The organism is Terriglobia bacterium, assembly GCA_036496425.1.
Taxonomy (GTDB): domain Bacteria; phylum Acidobacteriota; class Terriglobia; order 20CM-2-55-15; family 20CM-2-55-15; genus 20CM-2-55-15.
On the sequence record DASXLG010000298.1, the window covers coordinates 12,110 to 33,730 of the forward strand.

At 59.3% G+C, this 21,621-nt stretch carries 11 protein-coding genes; 8 read left to right on the top strand and 3 right to left on the bottom strand.

All coding sequences use genetic code 11. From position 1 onward, the window contains the following. The first annotated feature begins 444 nt into the window (after positions 1–444). The 7 genes from VGK48_21560 (at position 445) to VGK48_21590 (ending at position 11,826) form a co-directional block, all read left to right on the top strand. Positions 445–1,347 (top strand): hypothetical protein, encoded by a 903-nt coding sequence (locus VGK48_21560; GenBank protein ID HEY2383770.1) that lies wholly within the window; start codon positions 445–447, stop codon positions 1,345–1,347. 47 nt (positions 1,348–1,394) lie between these two features. Beyond that, positions 1,395–2,501, top strand: coding sequence for an SMP-30/gluconolactonase/LRE family protein (locus VGK48_21565; protein HEY2383771.1), 1,107 nt, complete (start codon positions 1,395–1,397; stop codon positions 2,499–2,501). A gap of 778 nt (positions 2,502–3,279) precedes the next feature. Then, complete coding sequence (locus VGK48_21570) at positions 3,280–4,446, top strand: hypothetical protein (GenBank protein ID HEY2383772.1); 1,167 nt, start codon at positions 3,280–3,282, stop codon at positions 4,444–4,446. 22 nt (positions 4,447–4,468) lie between these two features. Then, positions 4,469–7,729, top strand: coding sequence for a PSD1 and planctomycete cytochrome C domain-containing protein (locus VGK48_21575; GenBank protein HEY2383773.1), 3,261 nt, complete (start codon positions 4,469–4,471; stop codon positions 7,727–7,729). Between the two features lie 18 nt (positions 7,730–7,747). Beyond that, positions 7,748–9,301, top strand: a complete 1,554-nt coding sequence (locus tag VGK48_21580; GenBank protein ID HEY2383774.1) for a DUF1501 domain-containing protein — start codon at positions 7,748–7,750, stop codon at positions 9,299–9,301. Positions 9,302–9,378: 77 nt separating this feature from the next. Further along, on the top strand, positions 9,379–11,187 hold the full coding sequence (locus VGK48_21585) for an MBL fold metallo-hydrolase (protein ID HEY2383775.1): 1,809 nt from the start codon (positions 9,379–9,381) through the stop codon (positions 11,185–11,187). A gap of 30 nt (positions 11,188–11,217) precedes the next feature. After that, the gene (locus tag VGK48_21590; protein HEY2383776.1) at positions 11,218–11,826 is read left to right on the top strand and encodes a hypothetical protein; all 609 of its coding nucleotides are present in this window, start codon (positions 11,218–11,220) and stop codon (positions 11,824–11,826) included. 141 nt (positions 11,827–11,967) lie between these two features. Here VGK48_21590 and VGK48_21595 read toward each other — a convergent pair whose 3' ends face one another. The 3 genes from VGK48_21595 to VGK48_21605 are packed head-to-tail and all read right to left on the bottom strand — an operon-like array spanning position 11,968 to position 17,543. Beyond that, a complete protein-coding gene (locus VGK48_21595) occupies positions 11,968–13,299 on the bottom strand; it encodes a DUF1552 domain-containing protein (protein HEY2383777.1) in 1,332 nt (443 codons plus the stop codon). Positions 13,300–13,302: 3 nt separating this feature from the next. After that, positions 13,303–15,867, bottom strand: coding sequence for a DUF1592 domain-containing protein (locus VGK48_21600; GenBank protein ID HEY2383778.1), 2,565 nt, complete (start codon positions 15,865–15,867; stop codon positions 13,303–13,305). Beyond that, on the bottom strand, positions 15,864–17,543 hold the full coding sequence (locus VGK48_21605; GenBank protein ID HEY2383779.1) for an ankyrin repeat domain-containing protein: 1,680 nt from the start codon (positions 17,541–17,543) through the stop codon (positions 15,864–15,866). The genes VGK48_21600 and VGK48_21605 overlap by 4 nt, the downstream gene beginning before the upstream one ends. Before the next feature lie 352 nt (positions 17,544–17,895). Between VGK48_21605 and VGK48_21610 the strand changes: the two genes are divergently transcribed. Further along, a complete protein-coding gene (locus tag VGK48_21610; protein ID HEY2383780.1) occupies positions 17,896–21,615 on the top strand; it encodes a TonB-dependent receptor in 3,720 nt (1,239 codons plus the stop codon). The last annotated feature ends 6 nt before the right edge of the window (positions 21,616–21,621 follow it).

The window sequence follows — 21,621 nt, forward strand, 5'->3', positions numbered from 1 at the left end:
CCTCTCTGAGCAAACCGTCGGGATAGGCGCTGCCGCGATTCTCGTCGCACCAGATCGCCAGCGCAAACAACGCGGTGGCCGCGGTTTCGTTATGGATAGCGGTGTTCTTCATTCCTTCGAGCAGGCATTCGGCAACCTCGCCCTGCATCCCGAACATCATCGCCACGAGATAGGCCGCCGCTCCGGCGAGTCGGGCGCCTCCGATCAGGTGCTTGGCATCGACCGGGCGGTCTTTGGCGAATGCAGCGAAGACGATGACCATGAATGCCAGGGAGTTGCTTTCATGGATGGCCTCGTCGATCCAGTTGGCGAGTTCGTCGTCGTCCGGCGGCAACACTTCTGCGGTGCGTTCGACGGATTCCCGGCATAACCCTGCCTGATTGATATATTCCAATACTTCTGAATTCATATCCCGCGACTAGATATAGTGCAGAATATGCATGAATGGAAGATTTTCCAGAGGGAGGGCCCACTTTGGAGCCGGAACGCGCCTACGACCGGACAAAAGAAGACGCCGGAAACATCGTTCATTGCGAGCATGTCAACCTGCGCCAGCCGGACCAGCGTCTGGCGACAATCTTTTACGTTTCAGGCCTGGGGCTCACCAGAGATCCGTATATGTTCACCGGGATCGAAAACATGTGGATCAATGCCGGGCGCCATCAACTGCATCTTCCGGCGGGCGATCCTCAGCGGCTTCGCGGAACCGTTGCGCTCATCCTTCCCGACCTGGATGCCCTCCGCAGCCGGTTGAGTATTGTCGCGCCGCTCTTGCAGCATACACGGTTCGGATTTACCGATCGTGACAATACGGTTGAAGTGACCTGTCCGTGGGGAAATCGCTTTCGCTGTCATGCGCCATCGCCGGAATTCGGTTCGGTGGAGCTGGGAATCGCATACGTCGAGTTTGATGTCGGTCCCGGCACGGCCGGGGGCATCGCCGGCTTTTATGACGAAATCATGGGTGCGCAGGCGTCGGCGGGAATGCGGAATGGAGCGATGACGGCATCGGTCCGGACCGGAAGAGATCAGTTTCTTTTCTTTCGCGAGACGAATGAGCCGCCGCCGCTCTACGATGGGCATCACATTCAGATCTATATTGCGGACTTTTCAGGGCCGTACCGGAAGTTGATTGAACGGAATCGCATCTCGCGCGAAACCGATAGTCATGAATGGAGGTTCCGGGACATCGTCGATGGGCGCACGAACGAGGTTCTTTTCACGATCGAACATGAAGTCCGCAGTCTTAAACATCCACTTTTTGCGCGTCCTTTGATTAATCGCAATCCGGCGCAGAACAATCGCAACTACATCCGCGGCAAGGACGCCTTTCCGGGGACGTTTTAGAACAAAAAAGCCTCCTCTTTTGTGCCTTTTGTGGCTAATCTCCTTCTATGAAACCCAGCGTCTTCACTGTCACTGTTATTTCGCTTTGTCTCTCCGCAGTCACTTATGGACAGACCACGGCGCCGCAGGATCAATGCAGGCCTGCTGCACCTCCGGAATTTCAGGCCGCGGCGCGCGGCGGCGGAGCGGCCAGGGGCCAGGGTTCCCAGGCGCGCGGCGGCGGCGGTCAGGCGCAGCAGCCCGTCCCTCGCGACGCGAATGTGACCGGGATCCCGGGAGTTGTCGCGGCTGGAGCAAAGTGGACGAAGATCTGGCAGCAGGCCGGCAACAGCGCGGACGGAATTCTTCCGGATAAGGACGGCAATGTCCTCGTCGCCCAGGAAGACTACGATGCCGTCCTGAAGATCGATCAGAACGGCAAGTCGTCCGTATTTGTCGCGAATGCGAAGGGCGTGGGATCGATTGCGATGGATCGCCAGGGCCGTCTTTACGGCGCACACCGGACGGAGCGGCCGGGTTCGACGAAGCCGGACCGCGATTCGATTATTAATGCGATCACTGTCCTTGCCCCGGAACGCTCAACCGTAGCGGACAACTGGGCGGACGGCACGCCGTTGACCGTGCGTCCGAATGATCTCCTCCCCGACAGTCACGGCGGCGCGTACTTCACATCGGGTTGCCTCTACTATGCGAGCCCGAAAGGCGGCGTCACGGTGGTTGCCGATAACCTCCGGACCAACGGGATCGTCTTCAGTCCCGACGACAAGGTTCTCTATGTCACCAACGGTGGCACCATCGTCGCTTTCGATGTCCAGGCACCGGGTATGCTCACGAATCGCCGCGATTTCGCAAAGCTCGAAGCCGGCGGCTCCGGCGACGGCAGCGCGGTGGATTCGCAGGGACGTTTGTATGTGACCTCGAATCCCGGCGTTCAGGTCTTCGACAAAACCGGGAAATACCTTGGCATCATTCCCACTCCCCGCAGCCTGATCAGCGTGGCCTTCGCAGGTCCCGGCAAGAAAACGCTTTTCATCGTCGGTTCCGGCGCGGACGATGCCAACGGCCAACCCATTCGCGAAGGCCCGCAGCAGACCGCCGCGACGGTTTACAAACTGCCGATGATCGCGCAGGGCGTCAAGGGCCGCGCGAAATAGCCAATAAGGAGCGCTTCGCGAGCATCCATGCTGACGCATCTTTGAATGGTGAAGCGCAAGTCTCCTCCTGAAACAGGGCATTAAAATATTGACGCATCCTCCGAGCCGCGGAGCGGCGCCAGAGCTTAGCCACGGCCGTTAGGCCGTGGTTTTAGATACCACAGGTCTCAGTCCCGTTAGGGGCGAAAGAATCACTTCCACATGTATACGAACAGGACAATGACGCAAATCGGCTTACAAAAATGGCGGCATGAACGTCATTATTCGACAAATCTGTAGCTCCCTGGCTCCTCTGCCGTACGCGAGGCTATCTGTTTTCAGCGACATGCGCATCGGCAATCATCTTGCTCAGATCTTCCCTTGGAACAATTTTCAATGAACTCAAAAATCGAAAGTCTGCTACGTCACACTCTGCAACTTACTACCGACATAAAACCAACCAATAATAACTATCCCACCATTGCGGCCGGTACGCCTCCCGATCGACCGGCCGGTGCTGATACCGCGGACGCCGGAATAATGGCCGGTGTCCCGGTTTCAGCGGGCTCGGAAAATTTACGCTTGACTTCATTGCCGGGCGTGCGTTAAACCGCTTAACATTGCTTTTCTAGGAAGTACAGAAAAGCCACGGTTCCCCGGCTCCCTGTTAGAGTCCCCAACTCACGTCCGGGCAAAGACTCTCAATTACCCCGTCCTGTAATCAATCGACACATTTTGGCGAATTCAGCAGTACGCCCGTGCGCGCGTGGTGCAGTTTGCATTGAGGTACGAAATTCTAATGCGCAATTTCTTATACCGTTCACTATGCACGGTGGCCATCTTCCCTTTGGCAGCCACCCTGGCTGCGGCCCAATCGGAGACACGTTCAAAACCGGAATCCGCGCCGGCGAAGATGGCGGCCGCAAAACCGGCAGACAAGACGGAGAAGGATGCCACGGTTCCAGCGGCGCCTCCGAAGCCCGCGCCGGTGAAATATACCGAACTCAAGAAAACAGTATGGCCTCCCAAAACGGGAGTCAAAACGCCGGGCGTGCAGATTCCGATGATCTACTTGAAGCCGGAAGCGGAGATTGCTCTGCCCGGTCCCGCGGGTGCGTTCCTGTTCACGACCGACCAGGTGCTGATTTCTATTCCCGGCTCAGACCAGGTTGCGCGCGTGGAAGGGCGCTCAAACAAAGTCCTGGAGCCGTTTTCCGGAATAACGAAACCCTGTGGCGGCTTCGCCAATGCATTCCGCAATCTGTGGGTTATGAGCTGCGGCTCCAAAAACCTGGCTCGCCTCGAAACGGGGACCGGGAAATCAGTCGCGGCGATCGGCACGGGCTCGGGCTCCGCGCCTTATGCGATCGCATCGAGTGCGGATAGCGTCTGGGCGTTGACGGACGATAAGACGACGCTCACGCGCATCGATCCGGATACCAACGCGATTGTTTCCGAGACGCGGCTTCCTGCCGGCTGCCGGTCGCTTTCTTTTGCAGCGAATGCGCTATGGATCGCGTGTCCAGCTGAAAAACGCATCATCCGCCTCGATCCCCAGACCAACCTCGTGACGTCGCGCATCGAAGTAACGCCGGAGCCGGTTTCGATCGCGTTTGGCGGCGCCACCGCCGCTGAAAATTCGATCTGGGTGCTCTCGCGCAAAGAAGGCAAGGTTGCTCGAATCGATCCCAAGACCAATAAGGTCATAGCGACGATCGATCTCGGTTTCACGAACGCCGACGGGAATATTGCATTCGGTGACGGGTTCCTCTGGGTTACCGCGCCGGGCTTCCCGATAACCAAAATCAGTACTCCATTGGAAAAAGAAAAAGTGGTGCAGCAGTTCGCCGGCGACGGCGGAGGCATGATTCAGTTCGGTCTGAACTCCGTCTGGCTGACGAACACCTCCTACAACAACGTGTGGCGTATCGACCCCAAACGCATAGCCGCCACTCTGGCAGAGTAACGGAGCAATCGGACATATGAGCATGAAGACAAAATTGCAGTTGGCTGTTTTTCTCTCCCTGGCCGCAGTTTCCAGCCTTGCCGCGCAAACCACTCCGGCGAGCTCTCCGGACTTCTTCGAGGCGAAGATCCGGCCCGTTCTGATCAAGAACTGTTACACCTGCCATACCGGATCGCAGATGGGCGGATTGCGTCTGGATAGCCAGGAAGCGGTGATGAAGGGAGGCAATCGCGGTCCCGTCGTCGTGCCGGGCAAGGCGGCCGGAAGCCTGCTCGTTACGGCGATCCAGCAGACGGATCCTTCCCTGAAAATGCCCCTGGGCGGCAAACTCACCGATGCGGAAATAAGCGATTTCACGGCATGGATCGACGCTGGAGCCGTCTGGCCGAAAAATGCGGCAACAGCCGCTGCCAACGATGGCAAATATATCGTTTATCCGGAACAGAAGGAATTCTGGTCGCTGGTTTCGCTGAAGACGACCAAAGTCCCTGCTGTGAAAGATGTCAAGTGGCCGAAGACCGATCTCGATCACTTTGTTCTTGCGCGGCTCGAGAAAGATGGACTGAAGCCGGTCGCGCCGGCTTCGAAGCGTGATTTGATCCGGCGCGCATCGCTCGATCTCACAGGGCTCCCGCCGACCTACGAAGAGATTCAGGCCTTCGAGAAGGACACCTCGGCGAACGCGTTCGCCAAAGTCGTCGACCGGCTTCTGGCCTCACCGCAGTACGGCGAGCGATGGGGTCGTGTATGGCTGGACGTCGCGCGTTACGGCGAAGATGACTATCGCAGTCTGAATCCGAATCCGAAGGGCTATCGCCCGTACCCCAATGCGTACGCCTATCGCGACTGGGTCATTCAGGCCTTCAATGACGACATGCCTTTCGACAAGTTCGTGAAGGCGCAGATCGCAGGTGATCTGGTCGATCCGCAAGACCGGCCCAAAATGCTCGCCGGCACCGGATTCCTTGGACTGGGTCCCTGGTACTACGACAACGGCGCGTTTGAAATCACCCGGGCCGATGAGCGTCATGACCGGGTTGACGCTGTCACACGCGGTTTTCTCGGCCTGACCGTGGGGTGCGCCCGCTGCCACAACCACAAGTACGATCCCATTCCTCAGACCGACTACTACTCCCTGGCCGGTGTTTTCTACAACACGATTTATGAAGAATATCCCGGCGCTCCCAAGAAAATCGTCGATGAATACGCGAAGCTCGAAGACGAACTCGACAAAGAGCAGAAAATTCTGCAGGAAGCCACAACGGCTTCTACCGACACACTTTCCCGCTCGCTGGTTTACCAGACATCCAACTATCTGATGGGCGTCTGGGATGTTACCCAGACCGGTACGGCGAAGAAAGAGATCGCCCAGGTCGTCGAGCAGCGAAAGCTCGATTACGAACTCCTCGACCGCTGGATCAAGTACATGGCCAAGCCGACCACGAAGTACAAAAACAAGGATGCCTGGCAGGCCATGATCAAGAAAGGCGGCACGCAGCAGGATGCGAAACGGCTGGCCGACAAATTCCAGGAAGAAGTCGTCGCCGCCATGCTCGAAAAGAACGACATCGACGGCGAGAACAAAGTCATCCAGGCGAAAGACCTCGACGGCACCAAGCCGAAGAAGCGCACCGACAAGCCGAGCAATTTCATGTCATTCAAGGATTTCAATCCCGGATCATGGCTCCGCTTGAAGAGCCTGCCGGATGAGCAGAACAACTTCTGGACCGAAATCTTCCAGCGCGAGCTGAAGGATGAAGAAGATCCCAACGCGATGCCGATGAACGGACGGCAGGGAAATCCCGGCGTCCTTTTGTTCCGCGGCTGGGGACTGGAAAGCCGGATCGGCGAGGAAGCCCAGGCACGAATCAAGAACATCCAGAGCGACGTTGATGCCGTCAAGAAAAAGATGGAAGTTCATTACCCCTTCATTCACGGCGTCAGGGATTCCGAAAAGCCGGAAGACATCCCGGTGGCGTTCCGCGGAGATCCGAACAATCCGACCGGAAAGCCGGTCCCGCGGCACTTCCTGAGTCTGCTTTCCGAAGGCGACCCGAAGCCCTTTACGCAGGGAAGCGGACGCCTGGAGCTGGCGGAAGCGATCTCGAAGCAGCCGCTCGCCCTGCGGGTTTTCGTCAATCGAATCTGGAAAGGACATTTCGGAACAGGCATCGTCGACACGCCGAGCAATTTCGGAACTGCCGGCGAGCGTCCGACCAATCCGGAGCTGCTCGAGTACATGGCAAATTACTTCGTTTCACACGGAACATCCGTGAAAGCCCTTCAGCGGGAAATCATGCTGAGTTCCGTGTATCAGCTCAGCACGGCCGACAACGCGGAAGACTTCGCCAAGGATTCCGGCAACCGGCTCTATTGGCGCGCCGAGAAGAAGCGTCTCGATGCGGAAGAGCTTCGCGATGGCGTTCTTTTCACGGCCGGCAATCTCGACAATGCGATGGGCGGCCCTTCCGCCGATCTGACTCCGGCCAACCTGCGCCGCACGGTGTACGGCAAGGTCAGCCGCTACAAACTCGACGAATATCTGCAACTCTTCGATTTTCCGAGCCCGAGTATCAGCGCCGAAAAACGCTTCGTGACCACGGTCCCATTACAGCGCCTCTTCCTGATGAACAGCGATTTTATGCAGATCGAGGCCGAAGAGCTGGCAAAGCGCGTGGCGAACGAAACCGACAATCGCGCCCGCATCAAGAGAGCCTACGAATACGTCTACGGCCGTGACGCGACAGAAGAAGAAATCGGGCTGGGCTTGAACTACCTCAGGAGTGAGCCGTTGACCGAATACGACGAAGGCAAGACTCGAGCGCCGGCGCCCGGAGCCGGCGGCCGTCGCGGAGGACGCGGCGGCGCTCAGGGACAAGCGAAAGGACCGGCAGGGTCGGCTGGAAAGGCTGCCGCGCAGGCAAAGAGCGCTGACGGTGACGATAAGCCGGCCGAAACGGCTGCACTGGCTGCAGCAGACAAACCGGAAGGGGCAAAGCCCGCAACAGAGGCGGCCAAACCCGCACCGGCGGCCGAAGCAGCCGCCGAGCCAACCGCCGAGCCAACCGCCGAACCGGCCGACGGCGCGGTGGCCGATACAGCCACAGCGGATGCCGGCGGCGACGGCGCCGCTCCAGCTCAACCGATGGGCATGGGAATGATGGGCGGCATGGGCCGGCGAGGCGGCGTTGCCGCAACTCCCGAAGTTAAATATGACGTCAGCGTCTGGGGCCGCTACACCAAGGTCCTGTTCAGCTCCAGCGAGTTCCTGTTTATTAACTAATTCTTAGAGGACTTTTATATGTCACAACACAAAGCAAGTAATCCGATGACTCGCCGCGAGGCCTTGTGCCGGATGGGTGGTGGTTTCGGCATGATGGCCTTCGCCAGCCTCGTGGGTCAGTCCGTCAATTACGCCCAGGGAATTGTTGCGCCGGACGGAACAGGCGGCGTCGCGACCCTCGACTATCCGCAACGCGTGAAGCGCGTGATTTTTCTCTTCATGAATGGTGGATGCTCCACCATCGATTGCTTCGATCCAAAACCCGCTCTCGAAAAATATGACGGCCAACCGATGCCCGGCGGCAGCGTCAAGACCGAGCGGCGTACCGGCGAGCTGATGAAGTCGCCGTTTAAATTCAAGAAGTACGGCGAGTGCGGCATGGACGTCAGCGAACTCTGGCCGCATCTCGGCGAATTCGCCGACGAGATCGCCTGGGTGCGTTCGGTCTATACCGATATTCCGAATCATGAACCGGCCTGTCTGATGGTGAACACCGGAGCCAATCAGGCGGGCCGCCCCTCGATGGGCGCATGGATGACCTATGGCCTGGGCACGGACAACAAGAGTCTACCCGGATTCGTGGTTTTGAGTCCCAATCTGCCGACCACAGTAGGTTCGCCGCTATGGAGCAATGGCTTCCTGCCTGCCGTCAATCAGGGGACCTTCATCTCTTCACGAATCCAGACCCGGCCGAACTCCGATGGTGACGACGACATGGCAGATATGCCGGATCCCGCCGCGGCCGCCGGCGATAAGGGCAAAGACGGCAAAGAGAAACAGAAAAAAATTGTCGTCGAACAGGCCTTTGATCCGAAAAAACTCATCAGCTTCGTGAACAATCCGAAATTTCAGATGACCGAGCAACGCCGCGAAATGGACCTTTTGGAAAAAATGGAAGCCATCGACCGTCAGCGCGTCGGATCGAGCGCCAATGTTGAAGCCGTACTGAAATCCATGGAAGTTGCTTACCGGATGCAGACGGAAGCCCCTGAAGTCTTCGACGTGCGGAAGGAATCACAGGCAACGCTCAATCTTTATGGCGAAGGCACAACCGCGCGCGGCTGCCTGCAGGCGGCCCGGCTCGTCGAAAAAGGCGTTCGTATCGTGCAGGTGTTCTATGCCAGCGGCGACCCATGGGATGCTCACGCCGATATCATGGCGCACAAGGTCAACGCCAAGAACTCCGACCAGGCCTATGCTGCACTGCTCAAAGATCTCAAACAGCGCGGACTGTGGAAAGACACGCTGGTCGTCTGCGGCTCCGAGTTCGGCCGGACTCCAGTCCGCGAAGTCGGCGGCAACGGTACCGGAGTGAAACGCGGCCGCGACCACAATCCATTCGGGTTCACGATGTGGCTGGCCGGCGGCGCCGTCAAAGGCGGCACCATCTACGGCTCAACCGACGAGTTCGGTTTCAAGGCCGTCGAGAAGCCCGCGCACGTTCATGACATCCACGCCACCATCCTTTATTTGATGGGCATCGATCACAAGAAACTGACCTACCGCTATAGCGGCCGCGATTTCCGCCTGACCGATGTGGCGGGCAACGTCATTCATGAGTTGATCGCATGAGCTACACAAGGGAACGGAACACAAGAGGCACAAGAAGGAGGAGGACATTCATTTTCGTCTTGTGCCTCTTGTGCTTCTTGTGTTCCGCTCTGCTCTCGCAACGCGCTCCGCGTCCTCCCAAGCCGGGCGTGAAGGAGCCTGGCGTTCAACGCCAGATGACCACGGTCACTCCTATTGCCGTCTTCACGACGGAAGGGACACCCGACTGGCAGGTCCTGACGGACGACGCGGTCTGGGTCACCAATGGACCGAAGAGCACAGTCCATCGCCTGGACATGAAAACCAACACAGTCGCTGCCACGGTTCAGGTCGGCAAACGGCCCTGTTCCGGGCTCGCCTGGGGCTTCGGCAGCGTATGGGTTCCGAACTGCGGCGACAACACGCTTTCGCGCATCGATACCAAAACCAATCAGGTGATCGCGACTCTGCCTTACGGCCCGGCCAATAGCGAAGGCGGTATTACCGCAAGTACGAATGCCGTCTGGATGCTGACGGACAAAGCGCGAAGCGCAAGCGCGATAGCGCGCAGCACCAATCAAAGCCTGCTCTCACGAATCGATCCGGCGACCAACATGGCCGTGGCTCAGATCGAAGTGCCGTCCGGGTCTTTTTCGTGCGTGGTTGGTGAGGACGGCGCCATCTGGATCAGCAGCACGGAAAACAATCTGGTATCTCGTGTCGATCCGAAGACGAACATGGTCACCGACAAGATCGACGTCGGCCTTCAGCCTCGCTTTCTGACGGCCGGCGGCGGCTCGATCTGGACCTTGAATCAAGGCGACGGCACGGTTTCCCGCGTCGACATCAAGACGAAGAAACTCGTCACGAACATCCAGGTCGGGATCCCCGGGACCGGCGGCGAGATTGCATTCGGCGAAGGTTATGTCTGGGCGACGATCCCGGAGATTCCTATTTCCCAGATCGACCCGGCTACAAATAAGGTTGTTCACCAGTGGCTTGGCACAGGTGGAGATTCCATTCGAGCCGGGTTCGGTTCGGTGTTTCTCTCCAACCTGCGAGCCGGGAATGTCTGGAGGATTCATCCGAACCAGCTCGAGGCGGGCGTTGCGGTCGGCAGTCTGCCGAAAGTCTGGCAAACCGGCGGCCCGGATTGCGCGGCCTTGCCGAAATGGCAAGTACATGAATACAACCCGGACTTTTACATCCTGAGGGAATCCGGCTGCACGAACTACGAAAAGCCTTTCCTGTACCTGATCTTTGGTTCCGAGCGAGCCATGCTCGAAGATACGGGTGCGGGCAAGGAGGTGGAGACCAGCTCCGTTGTAATGGACGTTGTCGCACAATGGGCGAAGCGGAATAAGAAGGACTCGGTTCCGCTCATCGTCATGCACTCTCACGGACATGGCGACCACACGGCGGGCGACGCGCAGTTCAAGGACAAACCGAACGTCCAGTTCGTCGCGGCGGCGGTACCTGATGTTCAGAAAGCGTTTGGAATCGAACACTGGCCGAATGATATCGGTCATGTGGATCTCGGAGGCCGCATTCTGGATGTGATTCCCATTCCCGGACATCATGTGGCGTCCATCGCATTGTATGACTCGCGTACCGGCCTTCTGCTGACAGGCGACAGCCTCTATCCCGGCCGGCTCTACGTTGCGGATTTACCGGCTTTCGTCGCCAGCAACCAGCGGCTTGTCGACTTCGTGCGCGACCGGCCGGTTTCGCACATTCTCGGTACGCATATCGAGCAGGCGCGAACGCCGTATGTGGATTATCCGCGCGGAACCACCTGGCAGCCGGATGAACACGTGCTCGAATTGTCGCGCGGCGACCTGTTGGAGCTGAACGAGGCTCTGACAAAATTGAATGGAAAACCAGACAAGATTGTCTTGCGCGATGTAACAGTGGTTCCGCGGCGGTAACAATGCATATAATCTCGCTCCAGGGTCACCATGTCGTTGACACTGAGAGCGACGCTGCTCATATTTATCATTTCGGTTTCTGTCCATGCTGAGAATCGCACGCTAGCTTTGTATTCAGGGCCGGCACGCGGACTCGATGCGGAATCCTCGCTCGCGATGCGCGCGGAACTGCAGCGGCTGCTTGAACCGGCAGGACTCGATGTCGTGTGGCAAGCGGCGCCCGAACGGCGCTATGGCCAGGATTTCGATCTCGTCGCAGTGGCTTCGTTTGACGGATCGTGTTCTCCGGCCGAGGTCCTGCCTCCCATATCCACCGCAAGTCTCGCGGATACCGTAATCACCGACGGCCGCGTCCTTCCGTTCTTTCATATCGACTGTCCACGGCTGATTCAAATGCTTGGTTCCCAGGTCGCGCCTTCGGTTCTGGGCCGTGCGCTCGGGCGCGTGATCGCTCACGAGTTGTACCACATCGTCGCACACACCCCGGAGCACCAGGACAGCGGCGTCGCAAAGGCGGTTTTCTCGATTTCAGACCTTAAGAATTCCCGGTTCGCGTTTGATTCCTGGAGTATTGATCGGATGCGGCCGCCTGCGATCGCAAATTCATCGACCGTTTCGACCGAAGCCGGCGGCCGTTAGTTCGGAATACCGGATTTGTTGTGCTGCCAACAAAGCGGGGAATAGCCACAAAAGGCACATAGCAGAACACAAAAAGCACAAAACGTGAGGTCTTGGTGATGTCTTGTGTTCTGCTATGTGCCTTTTGCGGCTATTCCCGTTCTACAGATCCAGCCGTCCGGTGCTGGCTCCAAACTTGTCGATCTGCGCGCCGTAGAGGTGGGCGATCGCGAGCAGGAGGTTCGCGGTCGGTTCCTTTTTGGCCACGATGTGGCGATCGCCTTTCAGTTTGCCGTACGCGCCGCCCAGCAGCAGGGCGGGCGGGTTGCTGCGGTCGTGGAGATTGCCGTTGCTCATGCCGCTCCCGAAGTAGATCAAGGAGTGGTCGAGCAGGCTGCCGTCGCCGTCCGGCGTCGCTTTCATCTTCTCGATGAACTCGGACAGCTTGGCCACATGATAGGTACCGATTTTGGCGTACTTCGCCATCTTTTCGGGATCGTTTCCGTGGTGCGACATACTGTGGTGCGTTTCGGGAATTCCGAGCTGCGCGTAACTGCGATCGGTCGGCTCGTGCCCGATCATGAAGGTGAACACGCGACTGATGTCGCCTTGCAGCGCGAGATGCATCAGATCGTAGGTGATCGACATGTGGTCGTCAAACGCCTCGGGGAGTCCGACCGGCGCATCGGGAATGCCCGTGATCGTGCCAAGCCGCTTTTCCATGCGTTCGAGCTGCAGCTCAACGTCCCGGATGTTGTTGAGGTACTCGTCGAAAATCACGCGGTCGGGCGCGCCGAGCGTGCCCTTCAGGCGGCGGGTTTCGCCGCTGACCGAGTCGAGCAGGCTCTGTCTTTCCTTGAGCCGGGCGGAACGCTCCTCGGGCGACCCGGCCTCGCCGAACATCCGCTCGAAGGTGACGCGCGGGTTGATGGCCACCGGCAGCGGACTGCTGTCCGTACGCCACGCCAGAGTGTTGAAGAACGTACACGGAAAGCCGTCGCACGCACCGACGGAGGTTCCCATGTCCTCGGTGCCCACCTCAATCGACCGCAGCGGCGTGTCCTCCGCCACCATGTCGGCGATGTACTGGTCAAGCGTCTTCTTGGACTGGATCTTGCCGAACATATCACCGGTGCCGTCGCGGTCACCTGCCGGACCCACGCCGTTCAGGAACGCCGTGCTGGCGCCGACGTGCACCGACTCGCCCCATGGAGCGGTCAGGTTGCTGATTGTGACCAGGTGCGAGCGGTGCTTTTCGACCGGCTGCATCACCTGCTTGAACGCGAAGCCGGAGCCCGCGGCCTCGGGATGCCAGGTGTCCGGATAGATTCCGCAGGGCAAGTACACCGTGCCGAACCGGAACGGAGCGGCAGCCGTTTTCGATTGCGCTGTCAGAGCCGGCGCCATCGCATCGAGCATCGGCAGCGCGACTGTTGTGCCCAGAGCGCCGCGCAGGAAGGTGCGGCGGGACAGATGCCTCTTCGTGATGATCATGGTCTACTCTCCTGTTGGTCCATCATTTTTGGTGCTGCGCGCTGTCGCGCTTGAATCCAGGCGCGTTCGCATTTGGAACGGCGCGCTTTCGATAATGCCTTCAACGATGGTGCTCAGACGGTAGCCATTCGGCGCCGACTTCCGGACAATGCTTCGAACGACCGGCATGTCGGACGGCTCCAGGCCACGACCTAAAGCATAGACCATCATACGCTCAGTGATCAGGCCGGCGAAAGCTTCCGGCCGGCTGAGAATGGCCTGTCGAAGTTCGACAGGTCCGCCAATTCTGGTGCCATCGGCAAGGACGCCGTTGGCGTCGATCTGCGCTCCATTGGACATCGCGTCGCGCCACTGCCCGACCGAGTTGAAGTGTTCGAGAGCGAAGCCGGGAGGGTCGATCACCCGGTGGCAGCCCGAACAAGCCGGGTTGCTGCGGTGCAGCTCGAGTTGATCGCGCACCGACTTCGGCGCTGCCGACTCCTTCCCTTTGTTGCTCTCCTCCAGCGTCGGCACGTTCGGAGGAGGCGGCTGCGGCGGTGTGTTCAGGAACGTCGTCAATATATATGCGCCACGAAAGACCGGCGATGTCCGAGTGGCCACAGACGTGAGCGACAGGACACTGCCGTGCCCGAGCAGGCCGAAGCGGTTGGGGTCCGTCAGCTGGACCTGACGGAAGCGCTCACCGTAAACGCCCGGAATGCCGTAATGCTTCGCCAGGCGTTCGTTGATGAACGTGTAGTCGGCGCTCATCAGCTCGAGCAGGCTCCGATCGTTGCGCAGGATGTGGCCGAAAAGCATTTCCGTTTCGCGGCGGAAGCCCTTGCGGATGTTGTCGTCGAAATCGGGAAACAACAAAAGGTCCGGCCCGACCTTCGACTCAAGGTTGCGCAGTTGCAGCCACTGGCCGGTGAAGTTGCTCACGAGCGCATTCGACCGCTCGTCCGCGATCATCCGCTTCACCTGCGCCGCAAGCACGCCCGGCTGGCGGAGACGGCCCGCCGCGGCCAGGTTCAGCAAGCTGTCGTCCGGGATGCTGCTCCACAGGAAGAACGACAGACGCGACGCCAACTCCACATCAGTTACCGGATGCGCGGCTCCTGGCCGGACATTGGGAGCATCGTTTTCCATCCGGTAGATGAACGAAGTGCTCGACAGCACACGAGCCAGGCCGGCCCGGATGCCCGCGTCGAACGTTTCGTCGTTCTGGCGAGCCTGACGATAAAAGTCGAGCGGCGCCTGCACGTCGTCGGCTGTAACCGGCCGGCGATAGGCCCGCCGCGCCAGGTTGGTCAGGATGCGCTCGGCACAGGCTGCCTGGTCTTTAGCATCGGCCGAAACGGGTTTGCAGATGAAGATGCGATCGCGGCTGGGCGACGCGCTGACTCCCGTGACATTGTATGGACCTTCGATCAGGGCCGTGCGGATCTTCGGTATTCCGGCCACCATGTGGATTTCCTGGCTATCGCGCAGGGCCGGCTGCCAGACGTCCTGCTTCTCCGCCGGACGCTCGCGCCACGTGAAGCCGACATCGTGCGGGCCGGCAGTCACCTTGACGCGCGTCGTCATTCTGGCATCCACGACCGGTTTCATTTCGGTGAGCGACTTGCTCTGGGCTTCGTGATCCTTAGGGCCGCCGATCGTCGTCGAAAACACTTCTTCACCGTCGATGGTGATCACAAATGTGTGCGGCGTGTCGTTGCCTTCAACGCCGACGTATCCTTCTTCCACGCCACGGAACAGGCGCGCGGCCAGTTTGTACTCGCCATCCGCCGGAAAGATGTGATGCACGATGGTCCCGCCACGCGTGCCGAGCGGCAGGCCCTCGATATAGGCGTTCTGACTGAACTCGCGGCTGATCGGGTATTCGGCTGTGCCGGGAGCCGCTTTCGGGTTGCCCACGGCCAGCGTGCTGATGCGTTGAGCCGCGGTGACGTAGCGTTCAAGCAGTATCGGGGATGTCTTCAGCGCCGCCGCAATATTGTCGAAGCCGAAGTCGGCGTTGTCGCTCGGCAGCAGGGAAGTGACGTCCACATCGAGCGCCAGCAGGTCGCGCACGGCGTTACCGTACTCCGTGCGGTTCAAGCGGTGAACCACATAGAGGCCAGGCACAGTACCGCGCGCTGCCCAGCCGCGATCCAGTGAGTTCGCAAGCCATGCGGTGAAGGCGGCGTAATCGCTTTCCTGCGGCCGCGGCATGTTTTGCGGCGGCATGGCGCGGACGCTCAGCTTGCGCAGCACGCGTTCCCAGGTCGCCGCGTCGGCCAGAGGGTCGTCGAGGCTGGCCTTCTCCAGATCGACAGGATGAGATGCCGGCTGCGCGCTCTTCGCGCTATGACAGCTGACGCAGTACTGGTTTACGAATGCGCGATACTTTTGCGCGTCTGTAGGCGCGGTCTGTTGTTCAGGCTGCGCGCTAGCGGGCTTGCGCTCCGCGGACCGCGCGGTTTTCGTTGATTCACCGAAAGACGCGCGGGAATAACTTGAGGCTGCGCCCTGCCGGGCTTGCGCTCCGCCGACCGCGCCTACAGCGACACAGGCAATGGCGATACCAACGACCAGCTTTGTCATTTCGTCTCCGCGGCCTTCTTCGGTTGTTCCGGCAGTGGCGGCGGCACGGGCGCCGGATCATTCGGTCCGAGGTGCATCACTTCGCGCAACGTGGCGATGACGTCTTCGCGCGAATCGCGCCGGGGACGCCAGGCGCGCGCATCGGTATTGTTCCCCGGCGGTGGCGGCGGTTCGGGTTTTTCGGCCAGCAGCAGCGGGGTCAGGTTGTCCTTGTTCACGGCGTCGAGACTGGCGCCTGCGGTCACTAGGGCGCGAATCATGTCGGTCCGGCGCGCCGTAACGGCCTGATGAAGAAGCGACGCGCCATCGGTTGTCTTTGCATTCGGATTGGCCCCGGCGTCGAGCAGTACTTTTAGCGCTTCACCCGGGTCGCGGCTCGCCGCTTCGCGATATGGAGGCGCGATTAACCGTTCAAATCCGGGCCCGGCAGCGAATGCGGCGCCGCGGCCGCCGGCCAGCGCCATCATCGCCGGCGTTTTGCCGACATTGGCGTTCGCGCCGCGTCCACCACCGCCGCCGGCGGCGGCCTCACCATCCTTTTTCTTATTGACCTCCGCCGGGCTCCACTCGAGTTTCGCCCCATGCCGGATCATCAGCTTGAGCGCTTCGACATCGGCGGCGATCGCCGCCCGGAAGAACGGCGACGCGTTTTGCTCCGCATCGCAGCACAGCGAGGTATTGTGGATTGCGCCGACAAACGGTTTGTTGGGATCGGCGCCGCGCTCGAGCAGCAGACCGACAAGGTCGAGCGCCGTGAGCTGATTGGGATGATCGGCGCGAAGGCGCGAGCCGTCGTGGGCGCGCATGTCGGTCGTCGCGTCGTGCATGTCGACGGCGAAGAAAAGCGCGCCGTCGTTTGGATCGGCTCCGAGGTCGAGCAGGATCTTCGCCAGGTCGAAGCGGTCGTTGACGATCGCGATCGATGTCGCGGTGACGCCATCGCCGTTCGTGGCTTTCAAATCGGCGCCGCCCTTGACGAGCGCCCGCACCACGTTCTCATGCCCGTTGCGTACCGCGAACATCAGCGCCGTGAAGCCGCCTGTAGGATGGTCTGCGTTCTTCCGCGTTGTGAGTGATGAAACGTGCGCCTTGGCGTTCGGATTGGCTTTCGCGGCGAGAAGCGCATTAACGACGTCGACGTGCCCTTCTTCTGCAGCCCACATCAGCGCCGTTTCCTGTTGGTAGTTCTCGGAGGCGTTCGGATCGGAACCCGCCTCGAGCAACAGTTCGACAGCGTCGAGCTTGCCGGTCCGCGCCGCAGCCATCAGAGGTGTCTCGCCCTCGGGGTGTACGGCTCGGGCGACATTCGCGCCCGCCTTCAGCAGTTCCGCAATCATCGGCGTATCACCCGTCCGGCTGGCCTGCAGCAGGGGAGTGACGCCGTAGTGGTTGGACGTCGTGAAGTTTGCGCCGGCCGCGATCAACGCGCGCACCATCGGCAGATCCGAGTGGTATACGGCCCAAAGCAGCGCCGTGGAGCCGTCGCGCGCCGTCTCGTTGACATCGGCATGCCTGACGAGCAGCGTGTGCACCGCCTCGAAGTCACCATCTCTTGCAGCGGCGACGACCGCGGGATCACCGATCGCCTCCATCACCTGCGAAAGTACCGCGGCGAATATCATCAGGAACGTTAGCGAGATCAATAGCCAGCGAGTCAACTGTCCTCGTGTACTCATCTGCCCCTGCCTTTACATAAGTTGCGCTTGCGATGGATCTTAACTCCTCCGCTGGAAGGACAACAAGCCGAATCGCAGATGTCCGTTTACTCGCGTAGTTGCGGGCTATAGCCTGCGTTCACACATTTGAAAACAGCCGCTAACTAAAATCCGCGACTACATAAAAATCGTTGACACTGCAGAACGATTTAGTGCAGACTGCGCCCAGTTGGTTTCTCCACCCTTGTAGGTAGCTTCGACTACGTTGTTCCACGTCATTGTTTTTCCGGTTTGAATTCAGCGGCCATCCCGTCGGCCCGTCACAAGTCTGACTGATCTCCTGTTGCCATCGAAAAAACTCAAGGAGGCTTGTGTGCATCACCGGCATCTCATCACCCTATTCATAATTATTTCTGCAATTTTTGTTATCGCGGTCTCGCCGTTGGCGGCCCAGACCAGTTCTCTTCAGGGTCTCATCACCGATCCAACGAGCGCCATCGTGCCCGGCGCTGCTGTGACCATTACAAATACGGAAACGTCTGCGACACGCCAGGAGTTGACCGACGAACTGGGGGCCTACAAGTTTCTTCAAGTGCTGCCCGGGCCCTATAAGGTTGAAGTTCAGCTGCCTGGATTCACCACAAAAGTTTCGCAGGTTATCCTTCAAGTCGGACAGCCTGCAACGCTGAATCTGGAACTCGCGGTCGGCCAGGCCACCGACGTCGTCAATGTCATGGCCGAGACGACGACGGTCAATACGCAGGACGCGACGGTCGGAAATCCGTTCACCGAGAAGCAGGTCATTGAGCTTCCCCTTCAGACTCGCAACGTGGTGGCGCTGCTGAGCGCCGAACCCGGCGTTGCGTCGTCGGGGCAGGTGCTGGGATCGCGGCCGGACCAGAACAATGTGGTCCTCGATGGCGCCAACGTCAACGACAACCGGGGGTCGGACGGATTCAATTCGGTGCTTCAAATTCCGCTCGATTCCGTTCAGGAATTTCGCACCACGATCGCCGGACAAGGCGCAGACCTTGGCCACACCGCAGGCGGACAGGTTTCCATTGTCACCAAGAGCGGCACCAACGCATTTCACGGATCGGCCTATGAATACAACCGCAACACCGACTTCGAAGCCAACGACTGGTTCAGTAACCGGGCTCATGTCGCGCGTCCTGCGCTGATACGCAATCAATATGGCGCTTCGCTGGGCGGCCCGATCAAAAAGAACAAGCTGTTTTTCTTCTATAACTGGGAAGGCCGCAAGGACCGCAGCCAGTCCTCCGCGACTGCCACCGTTCCGAGCGATTCGCTGAAGCAGGGCATCGTCAAGGTGCTTCTGAAGAGCGGACAGACGGTTAACCTGACGCCGGCCGATGTGAAGGCGTTGGATCCGCTCGGAATCGGAGAAAACCCGTACATCACCAATTTGATCCAACAGTACCCGTCCGGGAATAACCCTCTCGGCGCTTCCGACAAGGGCCTGAACTTCAATACTTTGCTATTCAACGCGGCGCAGCCTTTGAACAATCACGTACAGGTGGCCAAGCTCGATTACATCGTCGACAGCGCCAGCAAGCACACCGTCTCGCTACGCGGAACGCTGGTCGGCGATTCCACTGTTCCCTCTGCGGGTCTGGCGCTATTCCCGGGCGGGCAGTCGGTGCAGCAGACTCTGGACAATTCGAGGGGGCTTTCCCTTCATTACACCTATGTGGTGACTCCCAGCCTTGTGAATGCGTTCACCTACGGTTACACGCGTCTGGGCAACACAAGCACCGGCTCACTGAATGTCGTCCCCAGCTTCGGATTTACGACGCTGCTTCCGACCACGCGAGCGAGTATACGCATTGCGCCGACTCCCAACCTTACCGACGACATCACGTGGACCAGAACCAAGCACACGATTCAGGCGGGCTTCAGTTACATTGAGTCCAAGAACCTGACCACAAGCGCCAATAACGAGCCCAGCTACAGCTTCAGTTCAGGTGTGCTCCTGGGCCTCGGCAACGACATCACCAACGATGTCACCGCCTACATCCAGAAGACGATTCCCGGAGCTGCGCTCTCCTCGAATGCGAACACGCTCGCTGCGTTCGGTGCGATCTTCGGCATGTTGAACGGCGGCAGCGCCACTTATAACTTCGGCATCAACGGCCAGCCGATTCCGTTTGGAGCGCCTGTAACCAGGGATTTCAACTCGCGTTCTCCGGAATGGTATTTTCAGGATACCTGGAAAGTGAAGTCCAACCTGACCCTGATTTCGGGTCTGCGCTACTCGTTGTATGGCGTTCCATACGAGGAGAACGGCGTTGAGGTTGTTCCGCAGACTCCGATCAGCGCATTTTTCTCACAGCGGGTTGCCGGGGCGTTGGCGGGTATTCCCAACTACGCGGTGCCCAACTCCATTATTACCTATCAGATCGGCGGCCCGGTCAATCACGGCCCCGGCTATTATCCGCAGGACAAGAAGGACTGGGCGCCGCGGCTCGCGCTCGCCTACTCACCAACCAGCGGCTCAATGCTCGAAAAGATCCTGGGCAGCGGAAGCGTCCTCCGGACCGGCGCCTCACTGATATATGACAACTACGGGAACGCCATGGGCGCTCAATTCTCGAGCAGCGGCTCGCCGGGCCTGTCGACAGCCGTTCAACAGGTCGCGAACACCGATTATTCCAGCAGCCCGCGTTACGATGGCACACCGGCGACGCTGACACACCTGGCCACTGCAACCGGAGGGGCGTTCCCGTTCACGCCCCCGCTCCTCATCGGCGGCTTTACCTCTTTCACCAACGTTCAAAGCAATCTGAAAGCGCCCTATCAGTACATTCTCAGCGCCAATTACGCCAGGCCGCTCCCCGGGCATATGAGCATCGAGGTCGGATATGCGGGGCGTCTGGCTCACCGCGCGATCGTGAAACCGGATTACGGCCAGCCCCTTGAGAATTTCGTGGATCCGAAATCGAAGGAGCCCTTCACTCAGGCGGCGAAGGTTCTCGCGGATATCTATTACTCCGGCGTGACGACCGCACAGGTCAAGGCCAACCCGAGCCTCATTCCCCTGCAACCGTTCGTGGAGAACATCATGCCGGCCCTCGCGAACAACTACATTACCGGCAGCGCCTCTGCCAACCTGTACTATGACGTTTACTCCAAGTATGCGGGAAGTTGGACGGACACGATCAACGACGTGGACCGGATCCGCCAGCCTAACGGCGGCTGTCTTGTCATCTATGGCTGCAACACGTTCTTTCCCGTGCAGTCCTCCGGTGTCTATGCCTACTCGAACTTCGGTCAGTCGGCATTTCACGCCATGACCGTTACCCTGCGCCGCAGGGTCTCCAACGGTTGGGGTTATGACTTCAACTACACCTGGTCTCACGCCATCGATAACGGTTCTGCTTCAGAATCCAGCGGCGGCACCAACATACAGAACTCGTTTTGTCCCCGCTGCGGAATGGGGCCGGGCGACTATGACGCCCGCCACGCGGTGAATGCAAACGCGGTGCTTGCGCTTCCCGTCGGTAAGGGCAAGTCCCTGTTCAATAACACTCCGAAGATTGTGGATGGAATTATCGGCGGATGGCAGGTCAGCACGCTGTTCAGTTTCCACACCGGCAACCCCATTACTTGCTCGGCGACATCCCAGTTCAATACGAACTACCACTCCTCGTCGTATTGCATGCTTGCCCCCGGTATCACTTCGGTTCCGGCGAATCATTTGCAGTTCGATCAACTCGGAATTCCAAGCATCTTCGCCAACACCAATGTCAGCGCGGACTTCGTTCCGGGCTACGCGGGCCAGGTTGGTTATCGCGGCATCCTGCGCGGATTGCACTACTGGAATGACGATATGGCCATAAGCAAGTCGTTCAAGGTCAGTGAAGGAAAGCAGCTGAGCTTCCGCGTAGAGGCTTACAACCTGATGAATACCGAAACTTTCTCCAATCCGTCGCTGAGCGTCGGACAGCTGGCAGGCAGTACGACGGCCGGCGGAACGGCTGCATTCGGATCGGTGACATTCGGCGAAATCAAGAGCACGGCGTCCACCACGGCTCCGCGCGTCCTGCAGGCCGCTTTGCGGCTGACGTTCTAGATGTAG

What these genes read in the sequence shown, in the direction of transcription:
- VGK48_21560 (HEY2383770.1), top strand. Translation starts at nt 445, where the DNA reads ATGGAAGATTTTCCAGAGGGAGGGCCCACTTTGGAGCCGGAACGCGCC.
- VGK48_21595 (HEY2383777.1), bottom strand. Translation starts at nt 13,299, where the DNA reads ATGATCATCACGAAGAGGCATCTGTCCCGCCGCACCTTCCTGCGCGGC.
- VGK48_21600 (HEY2383778.1), bottom strand. Translation starts at nt 15,867, where the DNA reads ATGACAAAGCTGGTCGTTGGTATCGCCATTGCCTGTGTCGCTGTAGGC.
- VGK48_21565 (HEY2383771.1), top strand. Translation starts at nt 1,395, where the DNA reads ATGAAACCCAGCGTCTTCACTGTCACTGTTATTTCGCTTTGTCTCTCC.
- VGK48_21590 (HEY2383776.1), top strand. Translation starts at nt 11,218, where the DNA reads ATGTCGTTGACACTGAGAGCGACGCTGCTCATATTTATCATTTCGGTT.
- VGK48_21570 (HEY2383772.1), top strand. Translation starts at nt 3,280, where the DNA reads ATGCGCAATTTCTTATACCGTTCACTATGCACGGTGGCCATCTTCCCT.
- VGK48_21580 (HEY2383774.1), top strand. Translation starts at nt 7,748, where the DNA reads ATGTCACAACACAAAGCAAGTAATCCGATGACTCGCCGCGAGGCCTTG.
- VGK48_21575 (HEY2383773.1), top strand. Translation starts at nt 4,469, where the DNA reads ATGAAGACAAAATTGCAGTTGGCTGTTTTTCTCTCCCTGGCCGCAGTT.
- VGK48_21605 (HEY2383779.1), bottom strand. Translation starts at nt 17,543, where the DNA reads ATGAGTACACGAGGACAGTTGACTCGCTGGCTATTGATCTCGCTAACG.